Origin of the sequence: Burkholderia pyrrocinia, from assembly GCF_001028665.1 — a bacterium.
Taxonomy (GTDB): Bacteria; Pseudomonadota; Gammaproteobacteria; order Burkholderiales; family Burkholderiaceae; genus Burkholderia; species Burkholderia pyrrocinia.
Map to the genome: position 1 here is coordinate 2,508,501 of NZ_CP011503.1, position 14,959 is coordinate 2,523,459.

Here is a 14,959-nt window from a genome sequence, read left to right on the forward strand (position 1 = left end):
GTTATTGGGCCGCTGCTTGCGACGCACCGTGCTTGTGTCCGCCGCGATGGCCGTCGGCGCCCGATGCACCCGACGCCGCGCCGGCGCCGCGCGCGCCCGACGCGCCTTTCGGCTTGTCGGCCGGGATCGAGATCGTCGCGCCTTCGCGCAGGCGGTCGGAGCCGTCGGTGACGACGCGTTCGCCGAGCGCGATGCCGCTGACGATGCTGGTGCGCTCGCCGTCGACCGGGCCGATCTTGACCTTGCGCACCGTCACCGTGTTGTCGGGTTTCACGACGTAGACGAACTGGCCGATCGAGCCCGTCAGCACCGCGGACGTCGGCACGATCGTCGCGTCGCGCATCACGTCGACGAGCAGCCGCGTGTTCACGAACTGATTCGGGAACAGCATGCCTGCCTTGTTATCGAAGTTCGCGCGCAGCTTGACCGTGCCGGTGCTCGTGTCGATCTGGTTGTCGAGCGTCGCGAGCGAGCCCGTCTCGAGCGGCACCGTGTTGTTGCGGTTGTACGCGGTGACCGACAGCTTCTGGCCCGCGTTCACCTGCTTGAGGATCTGCGGCAGGTTGTCTTCCGACGTCGTGAAGATCACGCTCATCGGCTGCAGCTGCGTGATCACGACGATGCCGGTGCTGTCGCCCGGCGTCACATAGTTGCCGGGGTCGACCTGACGCAGGCCGACGCGGCCCGACACGGGCGCCGTGATGCGTGCATACGTGAGGTTCAGCTTCGCGGAATCGATCGCGGCCTGGTCGGTCTTCACCGCCCCTTCGTATTGCTTGACGAGAGAAGCCTGCGTATCGACGGTTTGCGACGCGATCGAGTCCTGCGACAGCAGCGTCTGGTAGCGCTTCAGGTCGAGGCGCGCCGTCGCGAGCAACGCCGAGTCGCGCGCGTGCGTGCCTTCGGCATTCTCGAGCGACACCTGGTACGGGCGCGGGTCGATCTGCGCGAGCACGTCGCCTTTCCTGACGATCTGGCCTTCCTGGAACGACACCGACTGCAGGTAGCCCGACAACTGCGTCTTCACCGTCACGTTCGCGAGCGGCGTCACGGTGCCGAGCGCGGACAGCACGATCGGCATTTCACCCTGCGTCGCGGTCGCGACGGACACGGGCTGCGGAACGTTCGCCATCGCGGCGGGGCCGCCGCGGCCGCGATGGCCGCCGGCGCCGCTGCTGGCACCACTGCCGGCGCTTGCGCCGGCCGCTGCGCTGCCTGCCGCCGGCGTGCGGTTCCACGGTTGCCACCACAACAGGCCGCCGATGACGACTGCCGCGAGCGTCCCGATCATCAGCGTGCGGCGCGGGCGCCGTGCGGCGGGGGAGGCGGGGTCTTTCGAAGGGGGCGTGGGCTTTTGTTCGTTATCCATCGGGTTCTGTCAGGAAGACGGCGCGGCGTGCCGGGATTCGGACTGCTCATGGCTGCGCGTGGGCGAGCGGTGCCGGGAGGGGCAACCCGGCTCGGTCCGGGGCCCTCCCGACCCGCGCGGGAAAAGAGCTGTGCGCACCGCGAATGCGGCGCGACGATGGGCATGATCCTACGTCCCGCCCCCGTTACAGTCCAGCGCTCTATCTTTCAACGGGTTACGGTCGTTACAGAACTCGACAAAGCGCGACAGGACGATGACGGAACGATTACACGCTGATGCGCCGGGCCGGCGCGCCGCCGATCTCGCGCGTGATTCTCGCGATGCATTCGTGCAGTGCGGGCACGACATGTTCCTGTAGCCATTCCGGTGGACACTGGTGCGACGCGCCGCCGCAATTCACCGAATAGCGCTGGCCGGACGGGCCGACGAAACCGGCCGCGACCGCATTCAGGCCCTCGCGCCATTCGCCGATCGCGATCGCGTGGCCGTCGCGCATCGCGTCGTCGAGCGCGGGATTGAGCCTGGCGGACACATGCGGCCAGTCGTCGCCCGCCGTCGTGCGCAGCGAGTCGAGCAGCAGGCGCCGCTCGTCGTCCTCGAGTGCCGCGAGATACGCGCGGCCGACGGCCGTGCGCGCGATGTCCATCCTCGAGCCGATCTCGAGGCGCGTGACGAGCACGGCCGAGCGCGGCCGGATCACGTCGATCGCGACCATGTCGAGCCGGTCGCGCACCGCCAGGTGCACGGACAGCGACGTGCGTTCGGCCAGCTCGATCATGAACGGCCGCGAACGCGCGCGGATGTCGAAGTTGCGCAGGAAGCCGTGGCTCAGCTCGAGCACCGACGCGGTGAGCACGAAGCGCTCGCTGTCGGGCAACTGGAACAGGAAGCCGGCGCTGACGAGCGTCGCGGTGATGCGCGATACCGTCGGCTTCGGGATGCCGGTCAGTTCGGTCAGCTCGCGGTTGCTGACTGGCGCGTCGGCAGCCGCGATGCGGCGCAGCACGGCAAGGCCGCGGGCGAGCGCTGTGATCTCGTCGGGCGACGATTCACGGTCCCGGGACGCGGGAGGGATTACAGTTGTCGACACGAGGGACTCTCTCAATTTCCGAAACTCGATTTCAATTTTGTTGGTATTGTAGGACGATTGTCAAAAGATGCATGTTCTGCGGGCGAACCGGTCATTGGATGAGATTTTACGGGTTCACCCTTGGTTTATTAGGAAAACGCTCAAATGAGCGTTGCCGGAAAGTGCATGAGCCGGTGCAAATACCGCTTGACTTGTCGGGCGGAAACGGAAAGAATGTCTCACGTTTTCGAAACATCGTTTCAAGAGTTTAACCGGCAACGATGTTTCGCGCAGTCTCTCAGGTTCTAGCACGGCCCTCGGAATGGCTAGAACTTTTTTAGCGCCACGGTCTCCGTGGCGCTTTTTTTTGCCCGTTATCCGGCGACAGTCCAGTCGGCCGGGATCGAAACAGCACCGTTCCACGGCAGCGAAGTCCGCGCCGTTCGACGCGCCCGACATTGCCCGGCCCATGATTTTAATTAATTTCGGCTATCGGGACGATTTCCACAATACACCGCCCATCTTCCTTACCCCCGCGCCGCGCACGCCAGTACGTCGGCGGGCGGCGTGGACGACGGCTGTCGTGACCCCCTCCATGTGCCGTCGCACGCTGCCGTGACCCGGTCCGGGCGTTTGTCGCCCGATGAGCGGTCGCGCGCGGCACGCTCGCCGATCGCAGGTCCGCCAGGTCGCCCCGATCCGTCCGGATCTGCCCGCTGCGCCGACGCACGACGCCGGACCGCCGCACGCCCGGCTGGCGCCGGCCGGCCGCGACCGGCGCGCCTCGCACCCGCTGCCGTACCGGGCATGACGCCCCCGCTCGCCGGGCCCCCCCTACGCAAAAGTAGGGGGGTGCCCCATGCCGGGCCGACGCGTGCATCTGCAGAATCCAGATACGGGTCAGTGCGATGAGATCGCCAGCCCGCGTCCGCAGCAGAGCATGACGTCCAGCGCGTATCGCTGGTTGACCCCTAGGATGGAGGTCATATGTTCAGTACCCGCGCGTATTGCAGCAGTGTGGCGGCACTGTTGCTACTCCTGTGCGCCGTTCCTTCGTTTGCCCAGTCGTTTCGGGTTCAATGCCCGTTCACCACGCCGTCCCATCCGACGGCGCTGCCGCTCGGTGCGGCGGAACCTGCCTATACCCGGCCGTCCTTCACCGGGCAAAACTCCGCGCCGACGGGCGTCGTCAACGGCGCCATCAAGTGCCAGCAGATCTCGGGCGGAGACGGGTATGCAACGATGGCCGACGGTACGCAGACCTATCTGTTTTCCTTCGGTCCCTTGTCCGGCATTGCCGACATCCTGGCGGGCCGCCCCGGTACGGAGTTCGCGGCATTGTTCAATACGGTCGGCGATCCGAGAACGGACCCGACCTTCAATGGCGCGGTCGGCCTCGTGCCCGACCCGGAATCCTCGCCGCCAGGCCAGTTGACCGGCCACGTGGACCCGCGTCCGATCATGGATGTCGGCGTGATGAACGGCAACATGCCGGCACCCACGATGGGGATCGACGAGGACGACGAGTTCTTCCTGACGCTCACGAACGTCGGCATGATCATGCGCCCCGACCTGTTCGAGCAGCATACGGTGCACTTCCACGGCTATCCGAATGCATCGGCGTTTTATGACGGCGTGCCGGATGCGTCGGTGGCGATCAACATCGGCGGCAGCTTTACCTACTACTATCTCGCGCCCGATGCCGGCACCTACTTCTGGCACTGCCACATCACGCCGCCCGAGCACCTGCAGATGGGCATGGTCGGCCAGATCTTCGTGCGACCGCGCCAGAACCGCGTACCGGCCGGCAGGTCGCTGTACAACGCGCTGGTGACGCAGCAAGGCGATCTTCGCACCCGGTGCGGCAACGACATTCTGTGCTCGACGCCGCTGCCGCCTTCGAACACCGCGCTGCATGCCAACGACAAGAGCGGCAAGCCGACGCTGTACGCGTACAACGACGGCGACGGCTCGACCGCGTATGACGTCGAGTATCCGGTGCAGATACACGGCTTCGATCCGAATTTCCACTTCGTCGGGATGACGTTCAATCCGGAACCGTTCACGGACATGAAGGACAAGTACTTCATGCTGAACGGGCGCAGCTATCCGGACACCGTGACCACCGGCGCGATGCAGACCCCGGTGGCCGACGGCACGCCGCATTATTCCCAGCCGCTGCCGACCATCATCAACATTCCGGCCGGCGGCCGCGCGCTGCTCAGGATTTCCGACCTCGACGTCACCGAATTCCAGACGCTCGCGTCGCTCGGCGTTCCGATGCACGTGATCGGCGTCAACGCCCGGTTGCTGCGCGACATGGCCGGCAACGACATGACTTACTACTCGAACTCGATCACGCTCGGCGGTGGCGAATCCATCGACGTGATTCTCGATGCGAGCGACACGACGAAGTACGCGCCAGGTTCCGTCTATTACCTCTACACGCCGAACCTCGATCACCTGTCGAACGACGCCGAGAACTTCGGGGGCTTGATGACGGAAGTCCGCATCTGCTCGGGCGCGTTGGACCCGGCCACGAAGTCTTGCATCTAGGAGAAATATCGTGGGTCATCTCACTCATCACATCTGGATTGCAACGCGCACGGGCGCCGGACGGCTTGTGCGGCTTGCCGTGGCGATGCTTGCCGCGTTGCTCTGCCTGCCGGTGCAGGCCGCGGCGCCGGGCATCACCGGTACGCACTTCGAACTGAGCGCGGAGGTGGGGCGCATCAGCCAGCCGGACGGCACGAGCGTCTATTCATGGGGCTATGGCTGCCGCACGGCGCCGGCGGGATTCTCGCCGGCGGGAATCACGGGCGCGAACTGCCCGAGCATGCAGATTCCCGGGCCGACACTGATCGTGAAGCAGGGCGACGTGATTACGGTGACGCTCACGAACAATCTGCCGGCGGCGGCGGGCAACACGTCGATCCTCTTCCAGGGATTCCAGGTGTGCGCGGCGGTGCTCAACCAGAATGGCACGTGTCCCGCCGCACTCACCGGCGTGCCCGGGCTGCTCACGCGCGAAGCGACTCACGGCAACACGGTCACCTACAGCTTCGTCGCGGCGACGCCCGGCACGCACGCCTACTACAGCGGCACGCGGGGCGACCTGCAGATCGAAATGGGCCTGTACGGCGCGATCATCGTCCTGCCGACGTCGGCGCCGGGCGTGCTTGCCGTGCCGCAAGGGTGCCGCACTGTCGCAGCGACGCTGCCCGACGGCCAGCCGGACTACCGCAACGCGGCAGCGGCGTACAACCACGGCTCGGCGTGCTACGACCGCGAGTATCTGTTTCAGTTCTCCGAAATGGATCCGCGCATCCATACGCAGGCCGAGCAGGAGGCCGCCAAGGCGTGCGCGCAGCCGACGGGCTGCATGACCGTCGCGACCGAGCCCTATCACCCCGCGTATTTCATGATCAACGGCCGCTCGATGCCGGACGACATGGATCCCAACTATTCGTTCCAGTATCCGCATCAGCCCTACAACGGCAATCCGCACATGCACCCCGGCGAACTGGTGCTGTTGCGAATCATCGGCACGGGCCGCTGGCAGCACCCGTTCCACGAACACGGCAATCACGTCCGCGTGCTTGCGCGCGACGGGAACCTGATTCTTGCCAAGTCGGACGCGACCAAGGTCGCGGGTCCGCTGCTGTTCACCACGACCACGACGCCGGGCGAAACCATGGACGGCATCTTCTACTGGACCGGCAAGGGCCTGAACTGGGACATCTACGGACACAAGCCGGGCGACGGCAGCGTGTGCGTTCCCGATGCGAACGGCTACTACACGGCAGACCCGACGGCACCGAATTACTACGAATGGTGCGCGGACCACAACAAGGCGCTCGAAGCGCATCCGTTCGGCAACGTCGGCAGCGGCGGACCGGTCACGCTGCCCGACTCGCACATCCTGACGAACGGTGCGTGGTACGGCGGCAGTCCCTATCTCGGACCGGATGCGACGATTCGCGCGACGTCGCCGACAGGCACGACGCCGCCGAGCGGCACGATCGCGAATCCACCGGGAAGCGAAGCAGGCTTCGCATTCATGTGGCATTCGCACAATGAACGCGAGATCACCACGAACAACATCTTCCCTGGCGGAATGATGATGATGATGCTCGTTGATCCACAAGCCTTCGTGATCAACGAAGGCAACTAGAGGCGGGGAGAACGGCCATGAGATTCAACCAGTTCAAGGCGGCGCTCCTCCACCTGGTCAAGGTGGGCCTCGCTACGTCCATGCTTCTGGCTGCGAGCGAGGCATCTCTCGCCCAGACCGTCAGCCTGACGGCGAAGGCCACGACGGCCATGATGCCCGACGGCCAGAGCGTGCCGATGTGGGGCTACACGTGCTCGGCGGCCGCCGTGGCGCCGGCCACCTGCGCGGCGGCCAATCCCGGCGCCGGGGCGAACTGGTCGCCGGTGGTCGTCACCGTGCCGTCCGGCGCGTCGCTGACGATCAAGCTCACGAACAGTCTGCCAGCCTCCGTGCCGACCTCGCTCGTGATCGTCGGCCAGCTGGGTGGCGGTCTCGGCAAGACGGCGACGTCGACCGCGAGCCCGGTGCATCCGACGCAGACCGCGACGACCTGGCCGATCGCCGGCACCGGCAGCGGCGCAACCTTCACGCCACCCCCGCAAGGTCCCCGGGTCCAGTCGTTCTCGACGGAAGTGGCTCACGGCGCGACAACGGCGCTGACGTGGAACAACCTGCGGCCCGGCACCTATCTGATCGAGTCGGGCTCCCATCCATCGATCCAGGGGCCGATGGGCCTCTATGGCGTACTCGTGGTGCGGACGCCGGCCACCGCGACGTCGCGGGCGATTGCCTATCCGGGCGTCGGCTACGACGCCGACGTCCCGCTCGTGCTGAGCGAAATCGATCCGGTGCAGAACACCGCGGTCGCTGCAGCCGTGGCGACTTCCGGCTTCAGCGAAACCAAGGTGTGGTCGGGTCTGTCGGGAGGCTGTGGCGACTCGCATTCCGCATCGTTCGGCACCTGCTATCCGCCGGCGGTGAACTACGATCCGCGTTATTACCTGATCAACGGCGTCGCCTTCGATCGCACGCATCCGAACCTGTCGTCGTTCCCGGCGAGTGCGCCCGCGTCGACCGGCCAGGTGCTCGTGCGCTTCGTGAACGCGGGCCTGCGGATGCACGTGCCGTCGGTGGTCGGTGCGCAGACCGGCAATCCAGCGGTTTCCGGGTTCGCGCTCGTCGCGGAGGACGGCAATCTGCTGCCCGGCAACCCGCGCGTGCAGTCCACCGTGTTCCTGGCGGCCGGCAAGACCTACGACGTGTTGTTGAACGCGCCGGGGCCGAACGCAGCCGCGCTGCCGGTGTTCGACCGGCAATTGAGCCTGTCCACCAACAACCAGCGCGACGGCGGCATGCAGGCGTATCTCAGCGTCAATGGCGGCGCGCTGCCGTCGGCGGGCGGCGGCCAGAATGCCGTCGCCAATCCCGACAAGTACTTCCTCGTGGCGGGCAACACGCTGACCGTGGCGGACCCGGGGAAAGGGGTGATCGCCAACGACGTCGGCGTATATGGCGTGCAGATCGTGACCAAGCCGGCACACGGCACGGTGACGCTGAACCCGGACGGCACATTCAGCTACGTGCCCAACGCCGGAACGACTTCGGACAGCTTCGTGTATCAGGCGAACGGCAATCCTGCGATCACCGCGACGGTGACGCTGGCCGCCTGCACGCAAGCTGCCGGCTGCCTGTCCGGCCCGCCGGTCGCCCACGACGACAGCTACACGAGCAACATCGCGTCGCGGCTGCAGATCGGCGCGCCGGGCGTGCTCGGCAACGACACGGACCCCGGCGGTCTGCCGCTCACCGCGGCAGTGGTGCCGGGCAGCGTCAGCGGCGGCACCGTCACGCTGAACGCGGACGGTTCGTTCGCCGTGACGCCGAACGCGCCGCCCGTCGGCGCCGCGACCGCGGGCGTGACCTTCAAGTACACGGCGGTCAATTCGCAGAAGACGTCGAGCGCAGCCGCGAACGTTGCCGTCACGTTCAAGGGTGGCAGCGGGCTCGCCGTGAAGGTGCTGGACGGGCCGAGCACGGCGCCGGGCAAGACGCCCGTGCAGCTCACCGACTATCGGTGGATCATCGAGGAAGACCGCACGTTCCAGATCGACCCGGCCTGCCAGGTGAACACGACGCCGCGGCCCGCGAACTGTCCGCCGCTGCCGGTGCCGAGTCTCGGCACGAGCTTCCATTCGAGCTACATGCCGGTGGTCGCGGCGGGTTGCGTTGGCACGGTGGCTTGCGAGTCGGGGCAGACGGTGTTCGATCCTGCAACCAACACGCACGTCCCCACGGTATGCGATATCGGCGACGGCGCGTGCCGCACGAATGCAACGCAACAGGTGGCGGTCAACCCGAGCCAGGTGTCGCTCGATCCGACCAAGCACTATTACATCTCGATCCTGCCGGGCGACGCGGGCAACAGTTTCTCGAACGGCGCAGGCGCGCCGCAGCCCGTCGACCCGAACAACCCTGACGGAGCGAAGCGGCAGTTCGACATCTCGAAGGATTGCCCGTCCGGTCCCGGCGGGGCGGATTTCGCGCCGGGCACGGGCACCTGCGGCCACACGATGGGCGGCGCGCCGATCGCACCGGCCCAGAAGAGCGTGAACGTGCTCGTGCAGGAGACGCCGTTGCAGACCGCGAAGATCTCGATATTCGTGTTCGAGGACGATGCGCCCGTCAACGGGGAAGTGGACGTGAGCGGTGGCACCGATGGCTTCGGCACCGCGCATGAACCGGGTCTCGGCGGATTCGAGATCAAGCTGTTCGACGACGCGGGCGGCACTGGCGACGCCACCGGGCAGATGACCTACGACATGTTCAACATGCCGCTGTCGAACTCGCTGCAGGGCACCATCGATCCTGCCACCGGCCTGAACGCATGTCCGATTTCGACGACGTCGAGCGACGGCCTCGTCGGCATGATCCCGACCTGCCCGAAATACGAATCCGACGGCAAGACGCTGTCGCCGCTCGTCGGCCAGGCGGTCATCGCGAACATGATGCCGGGCCGCTATGGCGTCGTCGCGACGCCGGGCGCCGACCGGATCGGCCGTGGCGAGGAATGGCTGCAGACCAACACGCTGGACGGGCAGAAGGGCCACGACGCGTTCATCAAGGTCGGCGGTCCGTCGTACTTCCAGGAGTTCGGGCCCGCGGGCTTCCACGTGTCGATCGGCTTCGCGAATCCGAAGATCATCAACGCCCGGCTGCCGCTGGTGTGTGCCGGCGCGACGTGCAACAACTCGGTCGCCGGCCGGATCACGAACCTGCACTACAGCCGCCCGCCGAACGAGAACCTGTACAGCTCGGGCTCGCGCGACTCGCTGGGCTTCACGCAGTGCTACGTGAGCATCGGCGACACCGACGGGGAGGACATCGCCTTTACCAAGTGCAATGCCGACGGCACGTTCAAGGTCAGCGGCCTGCCCGACGGCACGTTCCGCATCACGGTGTTCGACCAATGGAACGACCAGATCGTCGACGGGCTGGCGACGGCGACGCAGTTGAAGGGCGGACAGTCCAAGGACCTCGGCGACATTCCCGTGCTCCAGTGGCATACGAACCTGTATACGCGGACCTTCTTCGACCGGAACAGCGACGGCGTCTCGCAGGACAGCGAGCCGGGGCTCACGCTCGTGCCGACCAACATCCGTTTCCGCGACGGGAGCTATTCGAACTTCAACAACACGGACCTGAACGGGTTCGCCGGGTTCAACGAAGTGTTCCCGCTGTTCAACTGGTACGTGGTCGAAGCGGACACGACGCGCTACAAACAGACGGGCGTGCACGTGGTCTATGACGCGGGCGGCCCGGTCGACGGCACGACCGGCGGAGGCAACTCGAACATCGCAGCGAACTTCGCCAACACGATCGAATCCTCGACAGCGCATCTGCCGACGAACCTGCGCGTGCCGGGCGCCAGGTATTGCAACGACGCGGACTGCAACGACCAGTCCGGCACGAGCCCGTCGACCGCGCGGATCGATCCGCCGTGGGTGACGACCGAAGGCTGGCAGGGCTTCTCGGGCCAGAATTCGTTCATCGAGTTCGGCAAGGCGCCGTACCTCCCGACCGAGAACGGCGGGATCAAGGGCGAGGTGATCTACGCTTCGACGAGGCCGTTCGACGACCCCGCGCTGCTCATTCACACGAGCTGGACGCCGAACGTCCCGAATGTGACGGTCAACCTGTACCAGGAGGGCACGGCTGCGGACGGCACGACGACGCTCGCGCTCGTCGATACGACGAAGACGAGCAGCTGGGACGACTGGGCGCAGGGCTTCCGCTCCGACGGCATTCCGAACATGAACTGCCCTGGGCAGGAGGCGAGCGACCCGTTCTTCTACACGTTGAAGAACAGCCCCCAATGGCTCGACCCGACGCATCGCGCGTTGCCTGCGAATTCGCAGTTCAAGTGCTATGACGGCATGCACGCGTTCAACCAGGTGCAGCCGGCACCATACGACGGGATGTACCAGTTCCCGAGCGTGACGGCGCGCAACACGTCGACGGGCAAGCCGACGGCCACGAATTGCACGATCTGCGTGCCGAATCCGTCGGGCGACGGCACGCAGATGCTGCCGACCGGGAAATACGTCGTCGAAGTGATCGTGCCGCCGGGCTACGAGCTCGTGAAGGAGGAAGACAAGAACATCCTGATCGGCGACAACTACATCGCCCCGGTGACGCAACAGTTCGGAGGCCTCGGCAATATCTTCATCCTGCCCGATCAGGCGGCGATGAATTCGACCTTCAACCGGAACAGTGCGCAGAACCCGACGTCGGACCTCGGCTCGACGCCGCGGCACGAAGGCGACACGGGCAGTGTCGAGACATTCTGGCCGTGCGTCGGCGCGCTGCGTATCGTGCCGGACTACATCAGCCTGTTCCCGGGCTCGAAGGAGGTCGCTCCGTTTGCAGGCGCCTCGCGGCACCTGTGCGACCGCAAGGAGGTCACGCTCACGAACGAGATGTCGGCGCTCGCGAAGTTCTGGCTGTTCAGCTCGACGCACGTCGCCGCGCACTACACGGGCTTCATGCTCGACGACTTCTCGTCCGAGTTCGATCCGTACTCGCCGCAGTTCGGCGAGAAGTTCGCGGTGCCGAACGTGCCGATCTCGATGAAGGACTTCGCCGGCAATGAAGTGGCGCGCACGTATTCGGATTCGTGGGGCATCTTCAACGGGCTGAACTATTCGACGTGGCAGGTCAACCCGCCGAATCCGACCGGCTATGCGCCGACGATGATGGTCGCCTGCATGAACGATCCGGACATGCCCGACCCGGCGCATCCGGGCCAGACGATCCGCGATCCGTTGTTCAACCCGGCATACAGCCAGTTCTGCTACGAGATCCCGTTCATGCCCGGCCAGACCCAGTACATGGACACGCCGGTGGTGCCGGTCCAGGCGTTTGCTTCCGGCTACAACCCGCCTGACTGCGCGTACCCGGACGGCACGCCCGCGATCGCCAGCGTGACCGGCGACTCGAGCGGCGGAGGGGCGGGCCCGTGGGTCAGCACGGTCGGTCACCAGCTGACGATCAAGGCGCTCGGCGATCAGGTCGTGCCGAACCATGCGTACGACGGACCCGCCGCGACCGCGGCGCCGTTCAACCAGAAATTCGTCAAGCGCCACTATGGCTTCGGCTCGACGCAAGGCAAGGTCACGATCGGCGGCAATGCGGCGTTGGTGCAGTCGTGGACCGACTCGGAGATCCATGTCGTCGTGACGTCACTGATCGGCTCGAGCTGCACGATTCAGCAGCGCGGCGTGTTGGCGCCGACGTCCTGCGGCGAACTTGTCGTCACGACCGCAAGCGGCAAGAACACGATCGACACGGTTACCGTGACGGTGGGCGGCAAGGCGCCGACGTACGTGAACGGCGAGAACGCGACGAACGACGCGCTGCAGACCGCGATCGACAAGGCGACCCCGGGCGACATGATCATCGTGGGTCCGGGCACCTACAACGAAATGGTCGTGATGTGGAAGCCGGTGCGGCTGCAGGGCGTCGGCGCCCCATCGGTGGTGATCAACGCGAACACGCATCCGTCGGGCAAGATGGACGCGTGGCGCAGGGAGGTCGACTGTCTGTTCGGTGTCGCAATGAACGGCGCGATGATCTCGGCATCGAACCCGTTCGATCCGAGCGGCACGTACACCTGTCCGACCGCGATGCAGCGCAAGGTCGATCCGATCCCGTTCGAGCCGACCGTGGGGTGGGACGCGAACCTGAACGGCAACCTCGGCGAAATGCTGCTCGAGCCGACGCTGATGGGCGCCTACGAAGGCGCAGGCATCACGGTGGTCGGCAAGGGCGTGAGGGACGTGCTGGTGGGCGGCGTGCCGCAACCCGACCCGAACTGCACCGCGAACGGGATTTGCGTGCCGCTCACGGGCCCGACCCTGTTCCAGCCGAACCCGCCGGATTGCAGGAATAACCCGAGCAACTTCCTGTGCAATCCGTCGCGCATCGACGGCATCACGGTCACGAACAGCTCGCAAGGCGGCGGCGGGATTTTCCTGCACGGCTGGAACCATCTGATGGAGGTGTCGAACAACCGTGTGTTCTCGAACGCCGGCACGCTCACGGGCGGCATCTCGGTCGGCCAGGTCGAGGTGCCGGACGGCACCATCGCGGCCGATGGCGTGACCGAGCTTCCGTTCGGCTTCAATAAAGCCGTGAATGTGCACCATAACTCGGTGACGTCGAACGCGGCGTACGGCGACGAAATCAATTCGAGCACGCCGTCGTCGGCCGGAGGCGTCGTGTTCTGCACGGGCGCCGACAACTATCACTTCAACTACAACTGGGTGTGCGGCAACATGAGCAGCGGCGACGGCGGAGGCGTCGCGCACTTCGGGTTCAGCTACGCCGGCGATATCTCGCACAACTGGGTGCTGTTCAACCAGAGCAACAACCCGACACTGCCCACCTACGGAGGCGGCATCATCGCACAGGGCGTGCCGCCGGATGGCACCTTCTGCGAAAACTCGACGGTCGACATCGACTGCGCACCGCAACTGTCCGACGGTATCGGGCCGCGGCTCGTGATCGACGGCAACCTGATCATGGGCAACACGGCGGAGAGCGGCAAGGGCGGCGGGTTGCGGCTGCAGCAGGTGAACGGCACGGACGTGCAGCGCAGCCCCAACAACGCGGCGAATTGGTACACGGTTCGCGTCATCAACAACATCATTGCGAACAATGTCGCGGGCTGGGGCGGCGGTGGCGTGTCGTTGCAAGATGCGGTGGGCGTGAGCTTCGTCAACAACACCGTGATCTCGAACGACGCGACGGCGTCCGCCGGCGTGCTGTTCAACACGGATGCGGCCACCCAGGCGAACGTCGGGCCGCCGAACTGCACCACGGTCGGCGCGCAAACGACGTGCAACCCGATCACGACGTCGACGTACCAGCCGGCCGGACTCGAGACCGCGCGGCATACGGCGAACTTCATCGCCGCATTCACCGCACCCGGCGTCGCGTGTCCGGCGGGCCAGCCGAACTGCAAGACGTTCTCGAACCCGATACTGACCAACAACGTGTTCTGGCAGAACCGCACGTTCTTCATCACGGTGTCCGGATCGAATCCGAACATCCCCGGACTGCAGAACACGGTTGCGCTGAACCCGACGTTGAACCAGGCCGGGCATGCGACGGGCTATTGCGATCCGCACGCGGTCTATTGGGACATCGGCGCGTATGGCGACACGGGCCCGGGCAACCATCAGTCGGGTCTCACGCTGCACCCGCAGTACTCGATCCTGACCGATGCGGGCGACTACCCGGGCGCGAACAACAGCGGGACCAACCCGTCGGTCGTGAGCCAGTACTGCAATGGAGCGCGCGTGCCGCCGGAAGGAGGCGGAAACGGGTTCGCGGTGCCGCCCGGCATCTCGGACACGATCCTGCCGAACCCGCTGTTCAGCCTGCTGCCGTCGGCGGTGCCCGACGAGGGTAATCAGTGGATCAACATGTCGTACGGGCCGTTGTCGCTGTTCAACATGTCGATCACATCAGGCAGCGCCGGTTACGGGGTGCTGCTCGGCAACTACTCGCCGCGCGCGGGTTCGCCGGCGATCAATAACGGGACGCAAGCAGGCGCGCCGAATCATGATTTCTTCGGTACGACACGTCCGCAACAGGGGAGGTACGACATCGGTGCGGTCGAATTCAGGCCGTCCGGGCTCGTGGGCGGCCTGCCGCTCGATCCGCTGGCGCTCGGCACGGTGCCGACCGGCGGCGTGGGCGGCCTGCCGATCAATCCGCTAGGGCTTGGCACGGTGCCGAACCTGCCGAACGTGCCGCCCGGCGGCGTGGGCGGCCCGCCGATCAATCCGCCAGGGCTCGGCACGGTGCCGAACCTGCCGAACGTGCCGCCCGGCATCGTGGGCGGCCTGCCGATCAACCCGTTGGGGCTCGGCGCGGCGCCGAATCAACCTTGAAGGGGGAGGGC

The 14,959-nt window shown here is 66.0% G+C and carries 5 protein-coding genes; 3 read left to right on the forward strand and 2 right to left on the reverse strand.

The genetic code is table 11. The annotated features are described in order from the left end of the window. Position 1: 1 nt before the first annotated feature. Entirely contained in the window at positions 2-1,369 is a 1,368-nt protein-coding gene (locus ABD05_RS11585; protein WP_047900242.1) for an MdtA/MuxA family multidrug efflux RND transporter periplasmic adaptor subunit, read from the reverse strand. Positions 1,370-1,634: 265 nt separating this feature from the next. Further along, the gene (locus ABD05_RS11590) at positions 1,635-2,459 is read right to left on the reverse strand and encodes an IclR family transcriptional regulator (RefSeq protein ID WP_047900243.1); all 825 of its coding nucleotides are present in this window, start codon (positions 2,457-2,459) and stop codon (positions 1,635-1,637) included. Between the two features lie 966 nt (positions 2,460-3,425). Here ABD05_RS11590 and ABD05_RS11595 point away from each other — a divergent pair. The 3 genes from ABD05_RS11595 to ABD05_RS11605 all read left to right on the forward strand — a co-directional run bounded on the left by ABD05_RS11595 (position 3,426) and on the right by ABD05_RS11605 (position 14,948). Beyond that, the gene (locus ABD05_RS11595) at positions 3,426-4,994 is read left to right on the forward strand and encodes a multicopper oxidase domain-containing protein (RefSeq protein ID WP_047900244.1); all 1,569 of its coding nucleotides are present in this window, start codon (positions 3,426-3,428) and stop codon (positions 4,992-4,994) included. An 85-nt stretch (positions 4,995-5,079) separates the two neighbouring features. Further along, positions 5,080-6,612: a multicopper oxidase family protein gene (locus ABD05_RS11600; RefSeq protein ID WP_047901166.1), complete on the forward strand. Its 1,533-nt coding sequence runs from the start codon at positions 5,080-5,082 to the stop codon at positions 6,610-6,612. 17 nt (positions 6,613-6,629) lie between these two features. Beyond that, positions 6,630-14,948: an Ig-like domain-containing protein gene (locus ABD05_RS11605; protein WP_158361581.1), complete on the forward strand. Its 8,319-nt coding sequence runs from the start codon at positions 6,630-6,632 to the stop codon at positions 14,946-14,948. Positions 14,949-14,959 lie beyond the last annotated feature (11 nt).

Bases quoted from the DNA above. Each gene is read 5' to 3' on its own strand.
- ABD05_RS11585 (WP_047900242.1), bottom strand. From the start codon at position 1,369: ATGGATAACGAACAAAAGCCCACGCCCCCTTCGAAAGACCCCGCCTCC.
- ABD05_RS11595 (WP_047900244.1), top strand. From the start codon at position 3,426: ATGTTCAGTACCCGCGCGTATTGCAGCAGTGTGGCGGCACTGTTGCTA.
- ABD05_RS11600 (WP_047901166.1), top strand. From the start codon at position 5,080: ATGCTTGCCGCGTTGCTCTGCCTGCCGGTGCAGGCCGCGGCGCCGGGC.
- ABD05_RS11605 (WP_158361581.1), top strand. From the start codon at position 6,630: ATGAGATTCAACCAGTTCAAGGCGGCGCTCCTCCACCTGGTCAAGGTG.